Consider the following 25,617-nt stretch of genomic DNA (forward strand, 5'->3'; position numbering starts at 1 on the left):
CCTGACAGTTTTATAAAACTATCAGGGATTCAACATTTAGCAAGGCTTTTACTTTAAAATTTCTTCTAATGTTTTTTCTAATTCTTCACCTCTTAAATTTTTAGCGATGATTTTTCCTTCTTTATCTAACAGAAAAGTCGCTGGTATGGCTTGTACTCCATAAGCGGCAGCGGCGGCAGAATTCCAAAATTGTAGGTCTGAAACATGATGCCAAATCATTCCATCTTTTTCGATGGCTTTCAACCATGCGTTTCTTTCTTGGTCGAGACTTACTGAATAAATATCAAAGTCTTTGTCTTTAAACTTATTGAAAATCCTTACTACATTAGGATTTTCTCTGCGACAAGGCCCACACCACGAAGCCCAAAAATCAAGTAAGATGTACTTTCCTCTGAGCGATGATAATTTCAAAACATTGTCTTCTGGTGTTTTTAAGGCAATTTCTGGAGCTTCCGAACCAATTTGAATGCCTTGAATACGCATCACTTGTTGAATAAATGCTTTGATATGTACATTTGGCGTATTGGGTTTTTCAGTTTTGAATTTGTTCGCCACTGTTATCATGGTTTCTAAGTCATTTTCTGGATTCAGAAAATTATCGGCCGTCCACAAAGCCACCAAATTTGTTCCCATTTCTGGAATCATAGCTTTTATTTTCTGGATATTTTTCTGCTCTTCTGCCAGAAACTCTTGTTGAATTTTCTTGATAGTAGCTTCGTCTTTTTTAGCTTGAGCTTCCTGTACAATTTTATTCCAACCTTCTACTTTTACTTGCAAAGCTTTATTTACATCAATTACTTTATTGAAGTACTCGATATTTTTAGAATTGCCTGTTAGCTGAAAACTTCCTCGTTTGGTAGGCGTGTCCATTCCGTCGGCAATGACATTGAGTGTTTCGCCTCCTTCTAAAATCAATAAGATTTTTTGGCTTAAATCAACCGCAAAAAAATTCAATATATAATATCCACCACCATCAACAACCGCACTTTTAAACTTAAATGATTTATCAGCTGCCACATCCGACGAATCCACAGTAAGTGCAGTACTTCTGCCATTGATTAATTGTAGATACACTTTTTTGTTGGGATAAACATTGGCTACTTTTCCCGTAATGATTACAGTTTTGCCTGCTGGTTTTTGGCAAAACGCTGTAATACTCATCAATGCGAATAAAACGCTTAGTGATACATTTTTCATGGCTTGCGGTATAATATACTTGTGGTGTTGTATATTACATTTTTTCTAAAGTTGATTGTAATAAAGCAGTTGTTACTTTAGGGTCTGCCGAGCCTTTTGTTTTTTTCATAATTTCACCCATGAACATACTCAAAAGCCCTTTTTTCCCATTTTTGTATTCTTTCACTTTAGCAGGATTTTTTGCTAAAACTTCATCAATTAACGCTTGCAGTGTATCGCTATTGCTTTGTTGAATAAGATTTTTAGCTTCTGCAATTTGTAATGGAGTTTTGCTATTATCGGCAAGCATTTCTGGGAAAATCTGCTGAGAAGCCGTTGAGTTACTTACTTTTCCATCATCAATCAACTGAATCAATTTAGCCAATTGTTCTGGCTGAATACTTAGCTGAGAGATTTCTAAATTATGGTCGTTTAAGTAAGATTTTACAGTTCCCATAATCCAGTTGGAAACGGCTTTGTAGTTTTTCGTAAACTGACAAGTCGCATCAAAGTACTCGGCTATTTCTCGGCTGTCGGTAAGTACTTGTGCGTCGTATTCTGGCAAGCCGTATTGTTTTGTAAATTTCTCGAAAAGCTCCCACGGCAAAGCTGGCATTTGTGCTTTTACAGAACTAAGCCATTCTTCTGAAATTACTAAAGGAACAAGGTCTGGCTCTGGGAAATAACGATAATCGTTCATCGTTTCTTTTTCACGCATACCCGAAGTACGTCCACTGGCAGGGTCGAAACTACGAGTTTCTTGAATGATTTTCTCGTTGTTTTCTACGGCATCAATTTGGCGTACAATTTCGTATTCAATGGCTTTCTGAATAAAACGCATTGAATTCATGTTTTTTATCTCAACTTTTGTTCCGAATACTTTACTTCCGACAGGCATTACAGAAATATTCACATCACAACGTAGCGAACCTTCTTCCATGTTTCCGTCGCAAATACCCAAGTAACGAACCAGTTTTCGTACTTCGGTCATAAAAGTTGCGGCTTCTTCGGCAGACTTAATTTCGGGTTCTGTCACCATTTCAATCAAAGGCGTTCCTGCACGGTTATAGTCCAGCAAACTATCGCTTGAGCCATCCGTATGCAAAGATTTCCCTGCATCTTCCTCTAAGTGAATATGATGAAAACGAACTGTTTTTTCGCCCGTTGAAAGTTTTACATGAACGCCACCGCCCATACAAATGGGAGTTTTGTCTTGGGTAATTTGATAGCCTTTCGGAAGGTCTGGATAGAAGTAATTCTTTCTGTCAAAATATTGATTTTCAGTAATTTTAGAATTACAAGCCAAGCCCATTTTCATGGCAAACTCTACGGCTCTTTTGTTTAATTTAGGTAAAGTACCGGGATGCCCGAGCGTAATGGGTGAAATATGTGTATTAGGTGAAGCACCAAAAGAAGCAGCATCAGCCGCAAAAATTTTACTCTCAGTTTGTAACTGAGCGTGTACTTCTAAGCCGATAACGACTTCGTATTTGTCTCTTATTTCTTGATTCACAGAAGGTAAAATTTCAATTTTTAGAATGCAAAGATAATTAAAAACATTAGTTATGAGCCTTCAAACCGAGAACTAAAGGCTCTCTTCTTGAAAATGTAAATATTTTTATCAGATTCCAACCATTTTATAATGATTAGCGTCTATAAGAAAAGACTGATAAACACGCAAAATTTTATTGTAGAATTTCGTAAGACTCACTAATTGAATGAATTGATTTTGGAAAAGGAGGAACAGCTCATACAAGCTTGTCTGCAAAAAGACCGTAACGCCCAACGTAAGCTGTATCAGGCTTATGCTGGTAGGATGTTGGTGGTCTGTTCACGCTATACCCAAAATACTGCCGAAGCCGAAGATGTCTTGCAAGAAGCCTTTATCAAGATTTTTCAAAATTTAGATAAATTCCGAGGAGAAAGCTCGCTCGGGGCATGGATTAAGCGAATTGTGATAAATGTTGCCATTAATCACATCAGGGCTCAACAACATTTTCAAGGCATGAGCGATGTGCAGGAATACGAAAATCAATTTACCGACGGGCTGACAAGTATTGAAGGAATTCATTTTCAAGATTTATTAGAAATGATTCGGAAATTACCCAAAGGCTGTCAGTCGGTGTTTAACCTTTATGCCATCGAAGGGTATCAGCATAAAGAAATAGCCGAAATGCTAAATATTACAGAAGGAACATCAAAATCGCAATATGCACGAGCAAGAGCCATTTTACAAAGCCAATTATCCGTAAATAGCTAATGATGAACGATTTTACAAATAATTCATTTGAGGAACAATGGCAAAAAGCCTTTGACGATGCCTCTCTGACTCCCTCTGATTCCGTATGGGAAAAGATTGAGCAGGGCTTGAGTATCGAAGAAACGCCTTTGCCTCAAAGTCCTAAAAATACTTTTCCATGGTCTTATTTCGGGGCGGTGTTGGCTGTTCTCTTGGGGGTAGGCTCTTGGCTTTTTATCCAAGAAACACAATTGCAAGCCGAAGAACCAGTGGAAATTCAAGAAAAACAGGTAATAAAAATGCCTGAGAGTACCCATTCTACGTCTGTTATAGCTCAAAAAGAGAATGTTAGAAAGCCTCTGAACCTACCTACTAAGGCTAATTTGGCTGTTCCTCAGAAAGAAGAAGTACCCGAAGAACAGCCAAATGTGCTACCCGAAGAAATAGAACCCGAACGTATTAAATTGGCAGATTCTATTTCAACGTTATCGCCACTGCCTGTAAAAAAACTAACAGGAAGTTTCCAAACGCCTCCTGTGGAAATTCAAACTGAAACTACGCCTTATTATGAACCAACCAAACCCAAACCTAAGAAAAATTCAATTTTGAAAAATGTAAAAATCTCTGTTGGCATCGGAACTTATCAACATTAATGCTTATGAAAAAGAACTTTTTTATCCTTGTATTAGGCTTGGTATTCGCTATGTTGGCTTGTACCAAAAAAGAAATTGAAGTGTTGAATTCTTCACAAAAAGTATCAGTCGAATCGCTTGATAATTATGTTGTTTTTGGTTATGTTGGTTTAGGTTGGGGCTGTCGCTCATCGGTTATTTATATGGTATCTAATAATAAAATCTATGCTGATACTTCTAAGACTTTTTGTAACGACCAAGAAAATTACACTTTCACAGGCTATCAATTGCCTGAAAGTGAGTACAATAAAGTAAAAGACATTGTATCAGCTTTCCCTGCCGAATTAGCTAAAGAAGAAAGTAAAACATTTGGTTGCCCGGGTTGTGCTGATGGTGGAATGCTGTATTTGCAATACAAAAAGAAAGGTGTATCTCTAAAAACATGGAGGATTGATGATGCTGTTTTTTATCGAGATTCCGATGTGCTGAATAATCCTTTCCCGACTTATTTAGCAAAATATGGGCAGTCTTTAGGCAAAGTAATAACCAGTCTTAAATATTAATATTAGCGATGAAAAACCTTCTTTCGATTTTTATCATTCTTACTTTTATCTTAATTTCTGCTTGTTCAAAAAATGAAGAAATTAATGCCGAAAGTTCTGATGACGCAAAGCTTGCTCTTTTGGCAGCCGACATCGAGAGTTTTGCACAGAATAAAGCTTGTGCAGGCAACGACTGCAAGGCAATGGCGATGGGTTCGAAACCCTGTGGTGGCCCTACGAGGTATATCATCTATTCTTTATCAAAAGTAGATGAAAAGGTATTGGCTGAAAAAGTAAAAAATTATACAGATTTACAAAAAGAGATTAATCTAAAATACAATCGTGTTTCAGATTGTGCTTTCCTGATGCCTCCAAGTGTAGATTGTGTAAATGGCTTTTGTACTGCGAAATAATAACTTAAAATCTTAAAGCCCTTTGGGTTGCTCAATATGAAAGGCTCTTTAATTAAACTATTTTTATTGATAGGTTTTACGTTTGTTTTGGCATCTTGTAAGGATAATTGCCAACAAACTACTACTTACAGAGGTACTGAATCGGTACTTATTACTTTAAACGAACTCAGAAGTAGTATAAAAGTATTGCCAGCTCAGGATTTAGAAAGTCCGGGCAAGATTTATGTAAAAGATAATTTTCTGTTTATCAATGAATTAAAAAAAGGTATCCACATTATTGATAACAGTAATCCTTCTGCTCCACGGGCCCTTGCTTTTGTTAAGATTTTGGGCAATATCGATATGGCAGTAAAAGGCAATATCCTTTATGCCGATAGTTACACCGATTTTGTGGCACTTGACATCAGTAATCCGAATGCCGTAAAAGAAATTTCAAGAGTAAAAGATGTTTTTAATTATGGTACAATTGATGGCATTACTTGGAATTTCAATACGAACGACCAAACCATTTATGATGCTAAATGGAAATGGTACACTACTACACAAGAAGTAGCTTGCGAAAACCAAATGGTTTATTATGCCCAGTACGATAAATTCGCTTTAGCAAATGCATCAAGTTCATCAAGCTCGTTCAGTGCTTCAGGGGTTTCTGCGAACAGTGTTGGAAAGTCTGGTTCTACGGCAAGATTTGCTATTGTAGATGATAACCTTTATGCCGTAACGCAAGACGAAATGAAGCTTTTTAACCTGAGTACTCCTGAAAAACCTACAAAAGATGCTTCTATTAAATTGGGTTTTGGTATCGAAACCATTTTCCCATACAAGGATAAATTATTTTTAGGAACAACCACTGGAATGCAAATCTGGGAAAATTCAAATCCTAAAGCTCCAACGTACTTGTCTCGCCTCGACCACGTGCGTGCTTGCGACCCCGTTGTTGTTGAAAACGACATTGCTTACGTGACACTTCGCTCGGTGAGTAATTTTTCTCGTTGCGGTGCAGCCATCGCTAATCAATTAGATGTGATTGATGTATCGAATCCAGCAGTACCAACCTTGAAAAAAACATATCAAATGGATAGTCCTTATGGCTTGGGCATTGATAAAAATCAATTATTTATTTGTGAAGGAACAAACGGCTTGAAAACCTTCAATGCCACCGACCCAATGAATATTACCCAAGTACAGCAGTTTAAAGAAATGGATACTTTTGATGTAATTCCACTCAACGGAGTATTGATGTTGATTGGTAAAGATGGTTTGTATCAGTATGATTACAGCAATCCGAATAATTTGAAATTGTTGAGTAAAATGTTGGTTAAAAAAACGAATTAATCCAAACACGATAACATGAAAAGTATTTTCACATTCCTCTTCTGTTTCATACTTTCGGTGGCTTATTCACAAGAAAAAGTAAGTTTTGGTAAAAACTTAAAAAACAGATTTGTTAATTATACCGAATTTGGCGTTTTGTTTGGTAGAGGTTATCAGATTACGCCAATTAATTACAGTTATTATAGTTATCCCGTAAAAGCCAGTGCCAATATTAGTTTTCAAACTTTTAATGGCGTGAAGGTCTATAAAAATTTGGCGGCTGGTATTACCGTTGGGGTAGATTGGTATAGTACTCAGCAGCTTATACCAATCTCTTTGGGAATAAGAAATTCATTTGGTGACAGCAGCAACAAAAAAGTAAAAACTTTTGCGGGCATTGATGCAGGTTATGGCTTTACATGGCTAAGTACTGGCGATACCGAATATCAGAAAACAAGAGGAGGCTTGGCTTTGAATCCAATGGTTGGTTTGCTGATTCCAACGGGCGGACAAGCGAATTTTACGCTAAGTATTGGCTATAAATACAATGCCTTTCAAACAGAGACTTATTCTGGTGCTGGCGATTATTCGTATTACAACAGAATTGATTATAGCTTGAATAAAATGTCGGTGAAATTAGGAGTAAACTTCTAAGGGATTTGTTGTTAAATAAAAATAGCCACCCAATTTATTTGGATGGCTATTTTTTTGAAGTAAAAAATCCTTAACAATTACAGGTTTTTACTTTAGATTTCCAGTTGATATAATAAGCCGAAGCAATTAATAAAGCTCCTAAACTTCCAGTAATAAACTCAAAATGGTCTCCCAGCCAAAGTACTTCAATAAGCTTAATTACTAAGCTTCCAATCAGAAGTAAAAGCGGAGTTGTATTGAAGTGTTTTTTATAATCTATCCACAAAATCACGCCTGCCAATACGATACTTCCACCAATAAACCATAATTCCCAAGTATGGTTAGCGATTAAACTTCCACCCAAAAACGGAATAAGCGTAATTAATACTGGCGTAGCAATGCAGTGTATTGCACAAAGAATAGAAAGATAAAAACCAACCTTCTCTATTTTCAAAGTATGATGAGTATGTTTCATTGTTGTAATCATGTTGCAAAAATACAACAATGCAACGGTATTGCAAATAAATAAGCCTTTTATTTTCAAACTTCAAGCTTGGAATTGACTTTATAACGAAAATTTTAGTTTAAATATTTTTGTATTAATTTATTTTAACTAAATTTATAGTTTAAAATGTGTGATTAATAAATATATACAATTTTAGAAAGGTTTATTTTTTTGTTAAAAAATTGATAATTAGCAATTTAAAATCATTCTTTCAAATTGCTAATTACAAGTTTCTCATCATTAATATTTTAATTCAATACATTACCAATGGCTAAACTGATTAATATTTTATTGATTTTATGGATCTGTGCGAGTAGGGCAGAGGCTCAGACGGATGCAGATGTTCAGATGTTGATGCGTAATCATCAATTTGAGAAAGCGATAGTTCGCCTACAAAGTTGTGGTACTATTTCTTGCCGTTTAGATTTGGCTTACTGTCAGGTTCGGCTTGGAAAGATAAAAGAAGCCATTGATAATTTTCAGACGATATTATCCCAAGAGCCAACCAATACTCAGGCTATGTTGGGTTTGGCTAATCTTTATGAAAAAAGTAGCAAGCTGTATCAAGCAAAAAATGTTTATCAATCTCTTTTGAAAATAGATTCACTCAACGCTTATGTGCATAGGAGTTTTGCAACGCTATGCCAAAGGCTCAATCAAGACTCGCAGGCAAGAGAATATTTGAAGAAATCCATTTCTTTAAATGCCAACGATGTGGAGAGTATCGTTGAATTGGGGAAATTGTATTTAAAAATTGATAGTGTACAACAAACCAAAACTTTAATCAAAAAAGGTATCTTTTGTGATAGCTCCTATATTCCGGCTTGGCAACTGAATGCAAGAGTAAACTATCGTGAAAGTAATTTTAAAGAAGTACTTTCTTCTATTAAAAAAACAATGGCTTTGGGCGATACTACCTTGGGCTTTCAGCAATTGTTAGGATATTCTTATTTTCATCTTGATAGCATTTCGCAGGCAATTACTTGTTTCGAGCGAGTATTGGTGGTTGAAGATGCCTCAGAACCTGTGTTTTATTACCTTGGTTTGTGTTATATAAAGTTGAAAGAAGAGGATAAGGCACTTCAATACTTTCAGCAAGCCATAAAAGCGGGTTTGTCAGAAGAGTTGCCGAAGTACTACGAGCAAATCGGATTTATAAATGAAGTAAAGTCAAGATATGGAATTGCTTTAGATGCTTATGAAAAAGCTTTTGAGTACTCTGAGAAAGATGATTATTTATATTTAATTGCCAGAGTAAATGATTGGAAATCAAAGAATAAAGAAAAAGCTGTAAAACTTTATGAGCGTTATCTTTCATCAAAAAGTAAGAAAAATGTTGCCTACATTACTTTAGCGACGACAAGACTTAAAGAATTGGAAGCCAGTAAAGATGCAAAAGTAAAACGGTAACTGAAAAGTTACCGTTTTACTTTTGCGGTACGAATTGGAAAGTCGTAGTACAGCTTTATTCTGCTAAAAGTTTATCGTAAATACTTTTAGATACTTCTAAAACTGTTCCGTGGCGAAGTCCTTTCGGAAAACTTACTTGGTCTGAAACATCTTCCCAAGTTTTGAAATCTTTAGAACGTACAGCTCCATACTTATGGTCGATGTATTTATCGAAATACACATAAGTATATTCGCCAATTTTTATGCTTGTTGGCCCTTCTGCCCAATAATTTCCTGTGATTGGAGCGGATACTTCTATTGGAAATGGACCTTCTGCTTTTTTAGAACGAGTAATTCGGATATTTTTTTCGGCAGGTTTAGGATTTTCGTTTTTCACAAACATATAATACCATTTTCCATCTTTCAGAATGGTAGCGTCAATCGCACTAAAAGTAGGATTGAAAAACATTTTCGTTTCACTGAAAGTCTTGAAATCTGGCGTTTTTGTGTAGTAAATACGGTGGTTTAAACCTTTTTCTCTTTCAGATTCTGCCACGTCCGAGTGTCTGCCCGGAATAGTGGTTGCCCAGAAAATCAAATAGTTTTTGGTTTTATCGTCATAAAAAACCTCAGGAGCCCAAGCGTTTTTGGCGGTGGGTTCATGTTCCATTACTGGAATGGCTTCTTGTTCCGACCAATTGATTAAGTCTGTTGATGAAGCGTAGCCAATGATTCTATCATTCCAGCCACTTGTCCAAACCATTCTAAAAACACCATCTTTGCCCTGAATGATACAAGGGTCACGCATGAGTTTGTCTTTTCCAACATTGGGTTTCAAGAAAGAATCGCCTCCTTTTAGGGCTTTCCAAGTAATACCGTCGGTACTGCTGGCAAAATGCAGACCGTCTTGCCCGTTATCTACAAAGTAAGAAAATAGGAATACTTTGTCTTGGGCTTGTCCGAAATGAACTACACAAAGTAATAAAAATAAAACGAAGTACTTTTTCATATTTTTAGAGGTTTAGCACTTGTTCGATGCTAAGAGTTTGGTAATCTTGTAAAAAAAGTTTGATATTCGAGAAAGCCGAAAATTCTTCTTGCTGATGGGTGGTAGTTAAGATAATTGTTTTACAACCAGCCACTTCTGAAGTTTTTGCTCCCGTTGGTGAATCTTCAAAAACGATACATTTTTCTAAAGAAACGCCCAATTCCTTCGATACTTTTTCAAATACTTCTGGGTTGGGTTTTCCACGATTTACTAAACCTGAATGTATAACCGTAGTGAAATAATGGCGAATGTCCAGATTATCTAAAACGAAATCTACGTTTTCGACAGGTGCAGCACTACCGATACCCAAAGGAATGTTGGCAGCTTTGGCTTCATCCAAAAATGCTTGAAGTCCATCAATTAATTTCAATTCGTCTTTGAATACTTCACGGTACTGTGCTTCTTTTTCAAAAGACACTCGGTAGCGTTCTTCGGGTGTGAAGCGATTTGGAAAAAGGCGTTCAATGATTTCCTCATTTTTGCCGTGACAACGTTCTTTTACTTCTTCGAGGCTCAAGTCAAGTCCTAATTCTCGTAATTTCAATTGCCAAGCACGATGATGAACCATCATGTTGTCAATCATTGTGCCATCCATATCAAAAATAAATGCCTGCATAAATGATGTTGTTATATGAAAAAGGGTATTTTTAGAAATGTGTAAACCTAACACGATTTATTGAATACAACAAAATACTTATATAAGTTTCTTGCAAAATAAAAGAGCAACAGCCAAAGAAATGCCCTTAGCTGTTGCTCTTTATAAAATGGTTTTACTATTATTGTTGATAATTAGTTTCTTCCTTTATAGCTTGGTTTGTCGATACTTGTGCTTCCATAAGCAGGACAATTGTTTCTTCTTGCACATGATGCCAGAGATAAAACGGCTACAAAACCAATGATGATGCTTACTTTTTTCATGCTTAAAATTTGTATGTGAGTATTATGAAAGCGAATTCTTTGAGTTAAATTACGAAAAAAAACGTAAAATATTGTTTGTCAAAGAATTAATTTTCAAAGGATTGAGTATTCGGCTGTCGGATTTCGGGCATCAGATTTGAACAAAAAGTTTCATCATAACGCCCACGTTAAAACACTCCTCATTCCGCACTCAAAACTCAGCACTTAAAAAAATCATTGTTCAACAAGCGATAAATTTTCAGCTAAAGTCATGTCGTCTTGACTAAGGATAAAAACTTTTTCGTCTTTATCGTCTTTTTCGCCATAACCCAAAATCGTCATCATTCCTTCTTTTCCTTGTTCGTCGGCAAAAAGGCGAGTTGTAATCGTTCCATTTTCTAATCTGTCCACAATTACGTGTTTTGGAGCAGGAATCAAACAGTGCTGAATACCGCCATAACCGCCCAAAGATTCTTGATAAGCACCTGTGTGGAAGAAACCTACAAACTGGCGTTCTTGTCCTTCTTCAAAAATTGGCAAGTACAAATCTGAACTGTGGGCTTCGGTATTATAGAAATCCATCGAGTCGCAAGTAAGTCCGCCTAAATTCACTTTTTGGTAAGGACTTCCCCAGTTATTCACTGGCAACATGATGTATTTCTGGTTCATTCCCCACGAATCTGGCAATTGAGTAATGAAAGAACCATTAATCATGTACCACAATTCTTTATCGTTCTGTAATTTTTGGTCGATGATTTCGTATAAAACTGCACCACTTTCGCCAACCGTATAAGAACCAAATTCTGTAAACAAATTCGGAACAGGAACGTTACTTTTGTTGCAAATCCATGAAATTGATTCAACGATTTCGTCAATCATTGCTTGATAATCATAATTGAATTGCAATGAAGTTTGGATTGGCAAACCGCCACCTAAGTCGATAGAATCTAATTCAGGACAAACTTTTTTCAGTTCGCAATACTTATAAATAAAACGGCTCAATTCCGACCAATAATAGGCACTATCTTTAATACCTGTATTGATAAAGAAGTGTAGCATTTTTAATTTATAACGTTCGCTGTTTTGGATTTTGTTTTTGTACAAATCCATTACATCTGAATAACGTAAGCCCAAACGAGAAGTATAAAAAGCAAAGTCTGGCTCTTCGTCGGTGGCAATTCTGATACCCAAATTTACGGTTTCAGTTGTTACAAATTTATCGTAAAAGTCAATCTCTTTAAGGTTATCTAAAATTGGAATACAATTAAAGCCTTCGTTGATTAACTCGCTGATATACTGTGTGTAAAGGGGTAATTTATAGCCATTGCAAAGAATATAAGTAGATTTAGATAACTTATTTTCTCGGTATAAATCACGGATGATAGAAATGTCGAAAGCAGAAGAAGTTTCAATGTGAACATTGTGACTCAGAACCTCCTCAACAATAAACTTAAAATGAGATGATTTTGTACAATAACAATAAGTGTAATTCCCCTTATAGTTGTACTTTTTGATGGCGTTCTTAAACATCCTTTTGGCATTCTCGATATGCTCGCCAACTTTAGGTAAGTACGTAATTTTCAAGGGTGTACCATATTGCTGGATAATGTCCATGAGTGGCACATTATTGAACAAAAGTTCATTGTCTTGGTCAATGTTGAATTCCAAAGTTGGGAACTCAATGGTTTGGTCAATTAGGTCAATGTAATTTTTCATCCTACTGCGAAAAGCATAAATGCGGGGTTTTGATTAAAATACTTTTAACTTCGTGGCTACTAACCACCTTGTTTTTTTATGTAAATATACTTTTTGATTGTTGTATATAAACGAAAAGCTACAATAAAAAGCGTGCAAAAGTGCAATAAAAGTATGACCTTTGCAAGCATAAAAATTGGATATATTCAATATTTAACGTTCCGTTTTTAGTTTTAGTTTCTACGGAGAGATCTTTCCGTAAAATTGGTTTCATGGAAAAAATACATTTTATTGCTATTGGGGGTGCAGCAATGCACAATTTGGCCATTGATTTACATAACAAAGGCTACCAAATTACGGGTTCGGATGATGAAATCTATGAGCCTTCACGCACTTTGTTAGCTGAAAAAGGCTTACTTCCTGCTGAAATTGGTTGGTTTCCTGAAAAAATTACCCATGATTTAACTTGTGTAATTTTAGGAATGCACGCTCGTGTGGATAATCCAGAATTGGCTAAAGCTCAGGAATTGGGCATTAAAATTTACTCATATCCCGAATTTATTTACAGCCAAAGTTTGCATAAACAACGTGTAGTGATTGCTGGAAGTCATGGAAAAACCACTATTACTTCTATGATTCTGCACGTATTGAAGTATCACAAACGTAAATTTGACTATATGGTTGGAGCAAGAATTGAAGGCTTCGATACGATGGCAAGTTTGTCGGATGCTCCCGTAATTGTGATTGAAGGTGATGAATACTTATCCTCGCCAATCGACCGCCAACCTAAATTTTTGCATTATCATCCACACGTAATGTTGATGTCGGGCATTGCTTGGGATCATATCAATGTCTATCCAGATTTCAACGATTACGTACATCAATTTGAATTATTGGCTGATACTTTGCCCAAAGCAGGAAGTTTTGTATATGATGAAACAGACGCTTTAGTGAAAAAAATCGGCGAAAAAGAATACGAAAGCGTAAGGAAGTTTCCGTACAAAGCTCATCCTTATAAAGTAAAAAATGGAAAAACATTCTTGATTTTACCTGACAAAAAGGAATTGGAAATTGAAGTATTCGGAGAACATAATTTGAAAAATTTGAATGGTGCAAAATTGGTACTTTCTCAAATCGGTATCGAAGAAGAGGAGTTTTACCAAGCCATTCCTTCTTTCAAAGGTGCAGCTAAACGTTTGGAATTAGTAGCTGAAAACGATGAAACAATCATCTATAAAGATTTTGCTCATGCTCCTTCAAAAGTAGAAGCAACCACCAAAGCCGTAAAAGCACAATTTCCCAATCGTAAATTGGTGGCTTGTTTGGAACTTCATACTTTCAGTAGTTTGAATAAAAACTTTTTGGGCGAGTACGTAAATAAACTGAATGCTGCCGATGTCGCCATTGTTTATTTCAGTCCAAAAACATTGGCACATAAAAAATTGCCAGCTATTACGCCCGAAGACATTAAAAGTCATTTCAATAATCCGAATTTATTAGTTTTTACCGAGCGTGATACGCTGAAAGCCTTTTTATTAGGCGAGCGATGGCGTAGCTGTAATTTATTAATGATGTCGTCAGGTACTTTTGATGGACTTGATTTTAAAGAATTATCACAAGGAATTTTACAATAAAAAAATAAAACCTCACCCCCCAGCCCCCTCTCCTGTTGAGAGGGGGAGCTTATCATCCAAAGTATCTCCCCCTCTCAACAGGAGAGGGGGGCGGGGGGTGAGGTCTTTAGTTATATGAACCGTATTACAGCACTTTTTTCAGAAAAAAAGACTAATAATCTTAATGTTTACTTTACTGCTGGTTTCCCAAAAATCAATGATACAAAATTGATTTTGAAGTCTTTACAAGAAGGCGGAGCAGATTTAGTCGAAATCGGAATGCCTTATTCAGACCCAGTGGCAGATGGCGAGACGATTCAACAAGCCAACCAAGTGGCTTTGGACAATGGCATGACGGTAAAGCTTTTGTTTGAACAATTGGCAGGTATTCGTGAAGAAGGTATTACCGTTCCCATTTTATTGATGGGTTATGTAAATCCAGTTTTACAATTTGGCGTTGAAGCTTTTTGTCAGAAATGTCAAGAAGTAGGCATTGATGGTTTGATTTTGCCCGATATGCCAGCAAGCGTTTATGAAGAAGAATACAAAGCCATTTTTGATAAGTACGGTATTCTGAATATTTTCTTGATTACGCCGCAAACCAGCGAAAGCAGAATCAGACATATCGACGAAATATCACATGGTTTTATCTACATGGTTTCGTCGGCAAGTACTACTGGGGCAAAATCTGGTATTTCAGATGCACAAGAAGAGTATTTTGAGAGAGTAAATGCCATGAATTTGAAAAACCCAAGACTCATCGGTTTTGGTATTTCAGATAATGAAACCTTCAAAAAAGCATCATCACATTCGGCAGGAGCAATTATTGGTAGTGCCTTTATCAAAATGCTAAGTACCTCCACAGATTTAGACGGCGATACAAAAGCCTTCGTAAAAATGGTAAAAGGACAGTAATTCGGGTTTCCAACCCGAAAACAAAAAAGCGTTGAAAACTTCAAATGGTTTTCAACGCTTTTTTGTTTTACCAAGCCTCAATAATACCCAACCTAATGTTGTTTACAGTTATTTACATTGTCAATGAACTACTACCAGTTGATGTACAGATTTGTAAATCCATATACTGTCATTGACTTTCTTCGTCTTTTCGTTTATTGGCTTATAAGTGCTAAAATGAAAGTTCAAAGGTCTTACTTTATTAAAAAAATAGAATAACAACGTTGAAGTCACTTGGTCGTTTGTTGCTTTATAATCGTCCTTTGAAAAAATGATGCAACTGTCAGGTAATACTATGCTGTTGCCATAGAAATACTCGTTCGAATTTATTGTGTCTTGAGAGTATTTAATCGAAATCGAAGAAATGTTTAGCATAGTCAAACTGTCCCTAAGTCTTACATCTGTTATTCTAAAGGTATTCGGTCCGTACTCTGTTTTTGTATATTCTGTTTTAATCGTTCCACTTAAAGCTACAAGTCTGTTTATGTCATTTGTGTTATAAGCAGACATACTCTCTTTCGATGTCGAACAGGAAATAAAACAAAAAAGAAAAGCTGTTAGAAGAAACTTGCACATTGAGAAGGTTTGTTTAATTGCACACAACGAAAAAGGCTTGGCGTTCGGGCGGGTTTCGGAACATAAAAGTTCATTAAAAGCACAAAGTTTCAGGTTTGCATGTCATCCAGCCTGACGTAAAACCCGTGTTACAGGCTGTTTTTTATATGTCTGTCTTGTATAAATTCCTTATATTCTTTAAGTGTCGTCCTAATAACTTTTCCGCTTCTCTCTGTCCGTTTGCTTTTTGTTCATTTGTTAGCTTAGTTTCTAAATCTTGAATGTCTTTTATTACTTGTTGCTGTTGTAAAACGGAAAAGTCAACTTTAAATTCATTATAAACTAAAAACCACAAATAGCTTTTAAAATAATCCTGTTTAATGTCCTTTCCATCACGATACATATTAGCGAGTTGTAGTCGTGTCGAAGTGATATAACCACTTTTAGATAAGTTTTCAGGATTATCTAATTTTCCAAGTCTTGTAGCCCATTCAAGCATTTTGTCAATGTTTTTGTCAACACCTATTCCTGAGTAGTAACAATTAACAACATTCCACATACAGGTTCCATCGTTGTTTTGAGCACATTTTAGAGCGTAAGAAAATGCTTTTTTAGGGTCTTGTTCAACACCGTCTCCGTTACCATAAGCCATCATCATTTGGTATAATGCGTCATTAAATCCTTGTTCGGCAGATTTTAAATACCATTCGATTGCCTTTTTTTGATTTTTTTCAACAACAACGCCTGCGTGATAGCAATAGCCTAAATTATATTGAGCTTCGGCATTTCCTAATTCGGCTGATTGTTTAAGTAATGGAACTGCTTTATCAAACTGTTGAGTTTCTATGAATTTCTTCGCTTGTTCATTTAACTCGTCAGCGTTTTGTCCGAAAAGGGTTAGTCCAACTAAAACTAAAAATAATGTCGCTAAATATTTTTTCATTGTGTCGTTTTAAAATAGCCTATAACGAATATATAACCGCCATAAACTATAAAAAACATAGCCTTATGGCGGTTATATTGTATGTATCTGAATTAGTTAGTTAGTCCACTCTTTTTTTAAAACTAAGTATTTATTTCTAAATATCCAATCTGTTTTTATTTGGTTAAAACGCCAGAAGTTTTTGTGCCATTGCTCGTGTCTCCACGAGCATTTTGCCAGTTTAATAGACAAATCAACGAAATATTGCCCGTGATGACACGGGCAACGGCGTAAGAATACATTTTTGGGCTGTTTTATTATAACTAAACGTCGATATTCTTTGGATACAAATTGACTATTTGTATTCAAACAATTCTAAGTTAATGAAATAACAAAATAAAAGCATGAGGAAGAGCTTAATTTTATTAAACGGTAAAAGCGATGTTGATTAAGCCTTTATAAAAGCTTTAATTGCCACTAATTACTCATGGCATGACTAATGGGATGAGTTAACAATTGACAGATTACTATTAGTCATGCCATGAGTTGTTTAATATAAGACTTTTCTCTGGTGTGATGCTACTTATCTTTAGCGTTATGAGGCTTTTATCTGGAGTTATGCCAATTGTATTTAGCGTTATAATGCCTTTATCTGGCGTGATGCCAATTACATTTGGAGTTATTAGGCTTTCATCTGGCGTGATGCCAATAACATTAAGCGTTATGAGGCTTTTATCTGGAGTTATGCCAATTGTATTTAGCGTTATAATGCCTTTATCTGGCGTGATGCCAATTACATTTGGAGTTATTAGGCTTTCATCTGGCGTGATGCCAATTACATTTGGAGTTATTAGGCTTTCATCTGGCGTGATGCCAATTGCATTTGGCGTTATTAGGCTTTAGTCTTGTAAATAAAGACTTTAATCTAATAAATAGCCATCATTCTTTAGATAATAGCCCATTTCATTTAGTAAATAGGCATCATCTTTTAGATAATAGCCTATCATCATTTAGTGAATCGCCACCATTATTTAGATACAAGCTCATTTTATTTAGATAATAGCCATCATCATTTAGATAATAGCTTATTTCATTTAGTGAATAGCCATAAGTTGTCTATCTAAAAACAAAAAGCGTTGAAAACTTCAAGTGGTTTTCAACGCTTTTTTGTTTACCAAGCTACCGTAACAGCTCCTTGTTTCTTTAATGTACCTCGTTCGGGGAAATATTCAGATTTATAAGTGATTTCCCAAGCGAATGAATCGGGTTTTACCAACACGCCTTTGTACTTGCCATCCCAAAAAACTTCTTTGTCAGTTGATACAAAAACTAATTCGCCCCAACGGTTGTAAATTTTGAGTTCATAATCTGTAATATGTGCCGTAAAAACTTGGAACGAATTGTTAAGATTGTCGCCGTTAGGTGTAAAAATCGTTGGCACTAAAATACTCGGCTCACATCTGTCCACCACATTGGTTGAGGCGATAGAAGTACAACCAAAGGTATTGGTAACAGCTACTGAATACGTACCAATGTTTGATACATATATAGATGACTCGGTTTGCCCACCGGGTGTCCAGCGATAAGTTACATTTTGTCCTGCGTTTGCTTCTAATTTAATCGGTAAATTGTCTGGTACGCAAAGAGCAAATTCCTCTTTCAATGGAATGTATGGCGAAGGCAACAAAATGATATTGATGTCGTCTCTGGCAGTACAAATACTATTCACTGCCGTAAGTGTAAAGTTACCCGACTGCTGTGGAATAATAGTACTTGTTGTTTGCCCTGTATTCCAGCGATAAGTAACACCGTTTTCTGGGGCTATTCCGATAAAATCGACCCCATTTTTACAAATATTACCGTCTGGTCCTAAGTTTACAGTAGGCGTTTGTATGATTTGTATCACTCTACTGGCACTATTTACGCAACCATTTGTACCTGTTACTTCATATCTTACGGTACTCGTTTGTCCGCCTGTTGACGGCGGAGTAAATAGCCCTGTTGAACTTACATTTGTTCCTTGCCAAGTACCTGTTGTAGGAATAGCAACCAACTGGATAGGGTTTGTACCACTACAAATATTGAAAGGAATATTCAACCCAATGGCAGGTAAAGGTTTGAACGTTACATTAGAACGAGCCGTACTTACACATCGCCCAGAGGCATCAGTTACGGTTACGTAATAAGTACCGTTAAAAGTAACGGGAATACTTGGGGTGGTTGCTCCTGTACTCCAATAAATACTTCCATTGGTATTTTGTGCTGTTAGTGTAATAGTTGCCCCCTGACATTCGCTTGGAGGCGTGATAATGGACGTAACAGTTCTCGGTCGAACAGCTATTGTAAGATTATTTTCAATAAACTTACAGCCCGAAGCATCCGTCAACTCCAAAGTATAAGAACCTGCCCCCAAACCACCAATTGAATAGTTGCGAGGAGTAGTTGTTTGAATAGAACTTAATGTCCCATTGCTAATCGCTAAATCGGGAGTACCATTTAGTTTCAAATCATAAATATTGGGCTGAATACCACTATTGGCATTTACCGTAAAGTTAATTGCACCATCTGTTAATACATCACAATAAGTATCAACAGGCTGTACTACAATATTGGGTCTGGTATTCACCGATAATAATGAAATATTGATAGTGGTATCACAAGAAAGCCTACTTTGAATTAATACTCGATAACTTCCTGCATCTAAACCGTTAAGAGAGCTACTATTCTGCCCATACAGTTGAACGCCGTCTTTAAACCATGTAAAAGTATAAGTATCATTGGCAGAAAGATTCTGAACACTTATCTGCCCGTCTTTCAGTACGCAAGTACTTGGCGTTTTTGTCGAGAGTGAATATATCCTTCTGGGTAAAGCATTTACTATTACTTGGTCTGTACTTTCACAGCCATTTGTTGTTACAGTTACCGAGTATGTTCCCGGTCTTGTCACTAATATACTTGATGTTGTTTGTCCAGTATTCCATGTATAAGTACTGGTAGCATCCCCTGCATTGGCGGCAGATAAAGTAAAGGTAGCATTCTGACAAATAGTAGTATCTGCCCCAATACTAAATGGTTTTGCTTGATACAAGCTTACATAAATTGAATCTTGAGAAACACAACCATTGCTTTCAACTGCGACGGTATATTTTCCTGACCTCGTAGCTGTAAGTGTACTTAGTGAATTATTTGGAAGAAAACTACCATTAAACAACCAAAAGTAACGGCTGTTATCAACCGTATTATTTGAATTTAACGTTGTCGTGCTGGCACAGAGTTGTACATCTGGGCCTAAATCAGGATTTGGATAAGCAAATATTTCAAACTCTTCGGGCGGAAGTATGGTATCGGGCAAACATTGATTTCCCATACTTACAAAAACATAGTACTTGCCGGGGCTATCAAAAGTATGGGTTACTTGCAAGCCTGCGTCGCCTGCTCCGCCTGATTTTTGATAAATTGCTCCAGCAGGTAAGGTATATTTACCACCTTCGCCGGGCTGAGGGGGCGTTCCTCTATAAAAATACCAGTCGGTACGGGTATTTTTAAACGTTACGCCTTCGCAAAGATGATTTGTTTGAAAACTTGAAGGTAAACCAAAACAAGTATCAGAAGCCATTACGCCTACGCCTGAACTTTCAGTTCTAACAATCATAGAAGTAGTCGGTAAACCCAACTGGCTTGTTTTGCCATTTAAGCTAAAGGCATTTCTGTCATAATAAGCAGTATCAATCTTAACTTTATTCGTTGTTGTATAAGACACGGTATCGTTGGGCATTTTTATTACACCCAAAGTATCGCTGCCTTGTACGGCTAAATAAATCCGATTGTCGGGTGCTAATTGTATAGCACCATAATATTCTTTTTTAGAAGAATCTAAAGTAATTTTTGATTTTGCTAAAGACACAGAATCGCCTTGTGTTAAATCAAATCGGAGTAATGATGAATACGACCCCGGTTTTTTGATAGTGTCGGCTTTCATCGTTACAAATAAGTTTTGACTATTGGGCGAAAACTCTACTCCATATACTGTTGGCGGTGCTGGCCCCAAGTCGATAACTCTTTTGTTTAGAATTGCTCCCGTAGAATCTACAAAATCATATACTTCTACTAAATTCCTTGCTCCGCCCGGAATCGCTATCGCCATTTTTGTAGCGTCTTGCGATACTTTTAAATAGCCTTCTGCTTTTTGTGTAGAATCTATTGCTGAACCAATATCAATCGTCTTTGAAATAGAAATACCGTTTTTGGTTACACGATACATCCGATAAGTATTTGTACCATAGTCGTGCGAAATCACCCAATAGGTAGAGTCTTTTTGCACAAAAGTTGAAATTAAATTTTCTGTTGAAGACACATCATCTAATGGAAGATTCTTCTGAATCACCTTTCCTTTTCCTTCATTCAAACGAATATCAACGACTGAATAAGTAAGCTTTTTTTCGCCATTGATTTCTGTTGTTGTAAAAATATAATAAATAGACTGACAGCCCTGACAGCTTGGCTGTGGGACAATTACGGCTGCTTGGGTAGAAAACGAACTACCTTTCAGGGTATCCGTGGGATTGATAGCTCCCATTTCTGTACCATCTTTATAATATACTCTTCGTCCGTCTGTATAAAACAAAAGGTTTCCGTTGGCATCAGCAATAGACGAAACCCCTTCTACTGTATTTACTTTTCCCTGTGTATCAGCAGAAGCAGAACCGTTTGAAAATTTAATGCCTGCATTATTCCCAAAGTACCAAAAATCTTCTGGGGGTCTTGGTGGAGGCGGAACGCATAACTGAACATTGATTTTATTTTGTGCCGAACAACCTGTAATTGGATCTGTTACTTGTACAGAATAGCAACTGGTAGTGTCTGCAATTAAAGTTTGTTGCGAATCTCCCTTAGGAAACCAACGGTATTCATACTGTGGCATCGCTCCGCCATTGGGATAAGGATTCAATACGATTGAGCCTCCATTACAAATGGTGGTATCTTGTTGGGCGGCTGTTTTTCCTAAAAAGAATGCTTGTGGAGGAGCGAAAATTTCAAAAGTTTTGGTATAAACCACAGGAACGCCCCCTTCGGTACGAGTAAGCGTAACGGTTTTTGTGCCGGGCGTGCTGTATAAGTGAGTAGGATTTTTTAGAGTAGAAGTATTGGCTGTTGCACTGATGGGGTCACCAAAATCCCAAAGCCAAGCCGTAGCGGGTGTTGCCACAAGGTCTTTGAAAACGGTAGCAGCCGTTGTATCTGAACATTCCGACAAGCAAGTTTTTGAAACGCTGAACTGTGCATGAGCGGTATTTGACATTACCCATGTGAGTAAAACACAAGAGAAAATCAAAAAAAATCGTTGTATGCTACTAATTCTAAACATTCGTTCGTTATAAAAATTGAAAATACTCTTTGTTTATTAATATAGACAGGTATTCTTTTCAAAAGGTTGGATATGAAAAATACCCAAATTAGCCTTTAGCGTCAAGTTTTTAGTGAGGTTATTATTTGAAATAGATTACCTGATTTACTCAAAAATGATACAGATAATATTTTAGATAGGTATTATTGATATAAACGTATTTTTATGACAATTAGCCATAAATAAACGTAAATTACGCTTAAAAATTTCAGAAGCTGTTCAGAATAGTACTATACAATATGTGCAGGGTACAGTTTTTTGATAAAAATTCAATAAAATTGTATAAAAGTAATGGCATTTTTAGTTTTAATGCAAAAGCTGGTACGCATGAAAGCAACCCTTTTGACGATAAGCTTGACTAAGGTAAAGAAGATAGATTTAAAACCACTAAATAAGCATTTCTAAAATATGTTGAAAAGAATTTTTATATTGATTTTGAGTCTGTTTTCTTGCTTATATGCGGAAGCTCAAGACCCTCAATATTCTCAATTTTATGCTTCTCCTTTGTTTTTGAATCCTGCTTTTGCGGGGGCAGCTAAAGCTCCGAGAGTAAGCCTAAACCATAGAAATCAATGGCCATCATTGAGTGCAAATTTTGTTACTTCATCTTTATCAACAGATTTGTATTTGGATAAATTCAATAGCGGTGTCGGGCTTTTATTGACAACCGACCGCCAGTTTACCAATTTAACCACTACGGATATTGGAGCGATTTACTCATATCATTTAAAAATTAATGAAGGTTTACGGGCAAATTTGGGTGTGCAAGGCTCGTATGTAACCCGAAGAATCAATTTTGCAGATTATACTTTTGGCGACCAAATTAGTAATTACTTACAAACAGGAAATTATCCAACGCTCTCTTCTGACCCGATTTTACAAGGCAATAATAGTAGTCCACAATTGAAATATGCTGATTTTTCAACAGGAGCTTTGGTGTATTCAGAACAGTTTTGGATTGGTGCATCAGTGCATCACATCAATCGACCAAACCAGTCTTTCAATAACAATGATGCTCGTTTGCCAATGAAATTTGGGATTCAAGCAGGTTTTAGAATTGGCTTGGAAGATTATATGATTGGAAATAATTTGGGCGACGCCATCGACCGTGAGAAAAGTATTACGCCTGTCATTCACTATAAAAAACAAGGGCAGTCAGACCAATTGGATGTGGGTGCGTACCTAACTTACGCTCCGATGGTACTTGGGGCTTGGTACAGAGGAATTCCTCTAAAAAGTTATAAAAAAGACAATGTAAGTATCGTCAGTCAAGATGCAGCGGTACTTTTGGTGGGTTATCGACAAGATAATTTTTCGATTGGTTATAGTTACGATGTAACGATTTCGAGATTGAGTTCAACAGGTGGAGCACACGAAATTTCTATTTCATATATTTTTAGTGATTTGATAGAACCCCGCAAAAATGTTCGTTCAAGAAAAGGCGAGTTGAAGTGTCCTAAATTTTAGTATTTGTTAATAAAAAAAATGGGCTTGTGGATAATCTCCACAAGCCCATTTTTTTATTGTTTATGAACATCCGAACCACCCGTCGAAGTTGATTTCACTACTCTTGCATTGCCTTTGTAGTAAACATCGCTACCGCCTGTGGCAGAAATACTGATTTCTTTTTCAGCCCAAACATAAGCGTCTGAACCGCCCGTTGAAGAAACACTGCAATAGTTGGCTTTTAGATTACTTGCTTTCAAATCGCTTCCACCTGTTGAACTTGCTTTAAAAACAGATGTTGTTCCTGATAAACTCACGTCCGAACCTCCAGTAGTATGACAAATAATTTCGTCAGCATCTACTTCTAATTTAATATCGCTTCCGCCCGTTGCACTTACGTTGAGTTTAATTAAATCTAATTTACCTTCTGAATAAACGTCACTTCCGCCCGTAGCTGAGATTCCTGTTAAATCTTTAATCGTAACATATACTTTTACTGGTTTTGTATTCCAATTAAACCAGCCCCATTTTGAGTTTTCAACAGATATACTCAAAGCTCCGTCTTTTAGTTCTGTAATGATATTGTCCAATTTGTCTTTCTCGGCACTTACCGTAACCGATTCGCTACTGCCTTGTTTGATGTATAAATCTATACCGCTGGTGACACGAATAGCTTTAAAACCTGTTATCGAACGATTTTCTTTCGTGATTTGCGAAGAAGCATTTACAACACAAGTGATTGTAAATAAGATTGTTAAAAGAGATTTAGTGATACTTTTCATGTTATTTATTGTTCTAATTGTTTTCAATTGTGATTTAGTGAATGAGTGAGTTGTGAATTGGTGATTTAGTGATTTTTTAATTTATATAATAAGTCAGAAACCTGAAATCCCAAATCCAAAGTCTGATACCCGAAATCCGATGTCCGAAATCCCAACTCCCAAACCATTAGATGCACGCAAAGTATCAAAGGTTGCACTAAGTCGGAAAAGAAATTTTTCCCATCGTTACAGAAGGAATGCCTTTTCTTGTTCCAAAATCTGAATCTCCTCCTGCAACGGTTTCATTCGCTAAAATAGCAAAAAGTACTGCTTCTTTGGCATCGCCAGAAATGCCCAAATCATCCGTTTTGAAGAAATTAGCAGGAATCAACGCTTTTAGCCAAGTAACCAACAAAGGATTGTGCATTCCGCCACCAGAAAGGTAAATATTAAAATCCGATAAGGCTTGAGAACCTACCGCCCAATGAATCGCTTCGGAAATAGTTTCGGCACTAAAACGAGTAAGTGTAGCTAATAAATCGTTGATTGAAATACTTTCTGTATTACTTTTCGCCTGAGCTTTTTTTACATAATCTACACTAAATAATTCTGGCCCAGTAGTTTTCGGAAAACTTCCTGTAAAGAAAACGTCATTTTTTAATTCACTCAAAAGCGAAGAATTTACTTGTCCTTGTTGGGCTATTTGGGCATCTTTATCATAAGCCAAATCAGGAAAATGTAATCTTGTAAAAGCGTCAATCAGAGTATTGCCAGTGCCTGTGTCGGTAACAAATACTTCTTCGGGGTTCATACTGGCAGGCAAAAAAGTAAAATTAGCAATGCCTCCCATATTGAGTAAAATACGGTTTTCGCCTTTTTTCCCGAAAATAAAATAATCGCCATAAACGGCTAAAGGAGCTCCCTCACCACCTGCGGCAAGGTGTTTTTGTCTGAAATCCGAAAGCGTAATAATACCCGTTTTTACCGCAATATGGTCGCCGTCGCCGATTTGTAAAGTAGCATTCGGAAACATAGCTTGTCGATGTAAAATCTTGGGTGCGTGCATTACTGTTTGTCCATGCGAAGCTATCAAATCTATCGTTTCGGCAGCAATATTCCATTCTTGCAAACTGCTCAGAATCATCTCAGCGTGTAATTCGCCAATCCATTCATTCAGCAAAGCCAAATGTTGAAAATCAATTTGTTGTTTGGCAAATACTTTTCGGATTTCTGTTTTGATATTTTCCGTATAATCTACCGTTGTGAAATGCAATACTTTTACTTGGGTGTTTTCGCCACTGCCTGCAATTTCGCAAAGAGCAATATCCAAGCCGTCTAAAGAAGTACCCGACATCAATCCGATGATTTTCCGTGAAGGTTTTTCTGCTAACTGATAGAGTTTGAGTATATTTTTATTCATCGTTTTTGGATTTTCAAAAAAATAGGCGGATTGAAAAATCCGCCTCTAAGACAATCGTT

General features: G+C 36.5%; 23 protein-coding genes. 11 read left to right on the forward strand and 12 right to left on the reverse strand.

Going from position 1 to position 25,617, the window contains the following annotated elements; genetic code table 11:
- Window positions 1-48 precede the first annotated feature (48 nt).
- Complete coding sequence (locus VB248_RS14460; RefSeq protein WP_323297506.1) at window positions 49-1,197, reverse strand: TlpA disulfide reductase family protein; 1,149 nt, start codon at window positions 1,195-1,197, stop codon at window positions 49-51.
- A gap of 34 nt (window positions 1,198-1,231) precedes the next feature.
- Window positions 1,232-2,689: an Asp-tRNA(Asn)/Glu-tRNA(Gln) amidotransferase subunit GatB gene (gatB, locus tag VB248_RS14465; protein WP_323297507.1), complete on the reverse strand. Its 1,458-nt coding sequence runs from the start codon at window positions 2,687-2,689 to the stop codon at window positions 1,232-1,234.
- Window positions 2,690-2,905: 216 nt separating this feature from the next.
- On the opposite strand from gatB, the gene VB248_RS14470 reads away from it, so the two are divergent.
- The 6 genes from VB248_RS14470 to VB248_RS14495 are packed head-to-tail and all read left to right on the forward strand — an operon-like array spanning window position 2,906 to window position 6,970.
- Entirely contained in the window at window positions 2,906-3,436 is a 531-nt protein-coding gene (locus tag VB248_RS14470; RefSeq protein ID WP_323297508.1) for an RNA polymerase sigma factor, read from the forward strand.
- Window positions 3,436-4,068, forward strand: a complete 633-nt coding sequence (locus VB248_RS14475) for a hypothetical protein (RefSeq protein WP_323297509.1) — start codon at window positions 3,436-3,438, stop codon at window positions 4,066-4,068. The genes VB248_RS14470 and VB248_RS14475 overlap by 1 nt, the downstream gene beginning before the upstream one ends.
- Before the next feature lie 5 nt (window positions 4,069-4,073).
- A complete protein-coding gene (locus VB248_RS14480; RefSeq protein ID WP_323297510.1) occupies window positions 4,074-4,610 on the forward strand; it encodes a hypothetical protein in 537 nt (178 codons plus the stop codon).
- An 8-nt stretch (window positions 4,611-4,618) separates the two neighbouring features.
- Window positions 4,619-5,002, forward strand: a complete 384-nt coding sequence (locus tag VB248_RS14485) for a hypothetical protein (RefSeq protein ID WP_323297511.1) — start codon at window positions 4,619-4,621, stop codon at window positions 5,000-5,002.
- 36 nt (window positions 5,003-5,038) lie between these two features.
- Window positions 5,039-6,337: an LVIVD repeat-containing protein gene (locus VB248_RS14490; RefSeq protein ID WP_323297512.1), complete on the forward strand. Its 1,299-nt coding sequence runs from the start codon at window positions 5,039-5,041 to the stop codon at window positions 6,335-6,337.
- 15 nt (window positions 6,338-6,352) lie between these two features.
- Window positions 6,353-6,970, forward strand: a complete 618-nt coding sequence (locus VB248_RS14495; protein WP_323297513.1) for a hypothetical protein — start codon at window positions 6,353-6,355, stop codon at window positions 6,968-6,970.
- A gap of 70 nt (window positions 6,971-7,040) precedes the next feature.
- Here the strand turns inward: VB248_RS14495 and VB248_RS14500 are convergent, their stop codons facing one another.
- A complete protein-coding gene (locus VB248_RS14500; protein ID WP_323297514.1) occupies window positions 7,041-7,424 on the reverse strand; it encodes a MerC domain-containing protein in 384 nt (127 codons plus the stop codon).
- 297 nt (window positions 7,425-7,721) lie between these two features.
- Here VB248_RS14500 and VB248_RS14505 point away from each other — a divergent pair, with 297 nt between their 5' ends.
- On the forward strand, window positions 7,722-8,864 hold the full coding sequence (locus VB248_RS14505) for a tetratricopeptide repeat protein (protein ID WP_323297515.1): 1,143 nt from the start codon (window positions 7,722-7,724) through the stop codon (window positions 8,862-8,864).
- A 55-nt stretch (window positions 8,865-8,919) separates the two neighbouring features.
- Here the strand turns inward: VB248_RS14505 and VB248_RS14510 are convergent, their stop codons facing one another.
- From VB248_RS14510 to VB248_RS14525, 4 genes are all read right to left on the reverse strand, one after another.
- Window positions 8,920-9,852, reverse strand: coding sequence for a glycoside hydrolase family 43 protein (locus VB248_RS14510; RefSeq protein WP_323297516.1), 933 nt, complete (start codon window positions 9,850-9,852; stop codon window positions 8,920-8,922).
- 4 nt (window positions 9,853-9,856) lie between these two features.
- On the reverse strand, window positions 9,857-10,507 hold the full coding sequence (locus VB248_RS14515; protein ID WP_323297517.1) for an HAD family hydrolase: 651 nt from the start codon (window positions 10,505-10,507) through the stop codon (window positions 9,857-9,859).
- A 173-nt stretch (window positions 10,508-10,680) separates the two neighbouring features.
- Window positions 10,681-10,809, reverse strand: coding sequence for a hypothetical protein (locus VB248_RS14520; protein ID WP_323297518.1), 129 nt, complete (start codon window positions 10,807-10,809; stop codon window positions 10,681-10,683).
- A gap of 213 nt (window positions 10,810-11,022) precedes the next feature.
- A complete protein-coding gene (locus tag VB248_RS14525; protein ID WP_323297519.1) occupies window positions 11,023-12,504 on the reverse strand; it encodes a type III PLP-dependent enzyme domain-containing protein in 1,482 nt (493 codons plus the stop codon).
- Between the two features lie 251 nt (window positions 12,505-12,755).
- Between VB248_RS14525 and VB248_RS14530 the strand changes: the two genes are divergently transcribed.
- Both VB248_RS14530 and trpA read left to right on the forward strand, forming a co-directional pair.
- Window positions 12,756-14,117 carry a UDP-N-acetylmuramate--L-alanine ligase gene (locus VB248_RS14530; protein ID WP_323297520.1) on the forward strand — a complete coding sequence of 454 codons (1,362 nt, stop codon included), beginning with the start codon at window positions 12,756-12,758 and terminating at the stop codon, window positions 14,115-14,117.
- Between the two features lie 114 nt (window positions 14,118-14,231).
- Entirely contained in the window at window positions 14,232-15,011 is a 780-nt protein-coding gene (gene trpA, locus VB248_RS14535) for a tryptophan synthase subunit alpha (protein ID WP_323297521.1), read from the forward strand.
- Window positions 15,012-15,768: 757 nt separating this feature from the next.
- On the opposite strand, the gene VB248_RS14540 is transcribed toward trpA, so the two are convergent.
- Entirely contained in the window at window positions 15,769-16,548 is a 780-nt protein-coding gene (locus VB248_RS14540; protein ID WP_323297522.1) for a tetratricopeptide repeat protein, read from the reverse strand.
- A 155-nt stretch (window positions 16,549-16,703) separates the two neighbouring features.
- Window positions 16,704-16,829 (reverse strand): hypothetical protein, encoded by a 126-nt coding sequence (locus tag VB248_RS14545; RefSeq protein ID WP_323297523.1) that lies wholly within the window; start codon window positions 16,827-16,829, stop codon window positions 16,704-16,706.
- Window positions 16,830-17,073: 244 nt separating this feature from the next.
- On the opposite strand from VB248_RS14545, the gene VB248_RS14550 reads away from it, so the two are divergent.
- Window positions 17,074-17,430: a hypothetical protein gene (locus tag VB248_RS14550; protein ID WP_323297524.1), complete on the forward strand. Its 357-nt coding sequence runs from the start codon at window positions 17,074-17,076 to the stop codon at window positions 17,428-17,430.
- 268 nt (window positions 17,431-17,698) lie between these two features.
- On the opposite strand, the gene VB248_RS14555 is transcribed toward VB248_RS14550, so the two are convergent.
- A complete protein-coding gene (locus VB248_RS14555) occupies window positions 17,699-21,826 on the reverse strand; it encodes a T9SS type B sorting domain-containing protein (RefSeq protein ID WP_323297525.1) in 4,128 nt (1,375 codons plus the stop codon).
- A gap of 513 nt (window positions 21,827-22,339) precedes the next feature.
- Here VB248_RS14555 and VB248_RS14560 point away from each other — a divergent pair.
- Complete coding sequence (locus tag VB248_RS14560; RefSeq protein WP_323297526.1) at window positions 22,340-23,398, forward strand: PorP/SprF family type IX secretion system membrane protein; 1,059 nt, start codon at window positions 22,340-22,342, stop codon at window positions 23,396-23,398.
- 53 nt (window positions 23,399-23,451) lie between these two features.
- Here VB248_RS14560 and VB248_RS14565 read toward each other — a convergent pair whose 3' ends face one another.
- On the reverse strand, window positions 23,452-24,159 hold the full coding sequence (locus VB248_RS14565; RefSeq protein WP_323297527.1) for a head GIN domain-containing protein: 708 nt from the start codon (window positions 24,157-24,159) through the stop codon (window positions 23,452-23,454).
- Between the two features lie 196 nt (window positions 24,160-24,355).
- Entirely contained in the window at window positions 24,356-25,558 is a 1,203-nt protein-coding gene (locus VB248_RS14570; RefSeq protein ID WP_323297528.1) for an anhydro-N-acetylmuramic acid kinase, read from the reverse strand.
- Window positions 25,559-25,617 lie beyond the last annotated feature (59 nt).

Origin of the sequence: Arcicella rigui, assembly GCF_034929435.1 — a bacterium.
GTDB classification, from domain to species: Bacteria; Bacteroidota; Bacteroidia; order Cytophagales; family Spirosomataceae; genus Arcicella; species Arcicella rigui.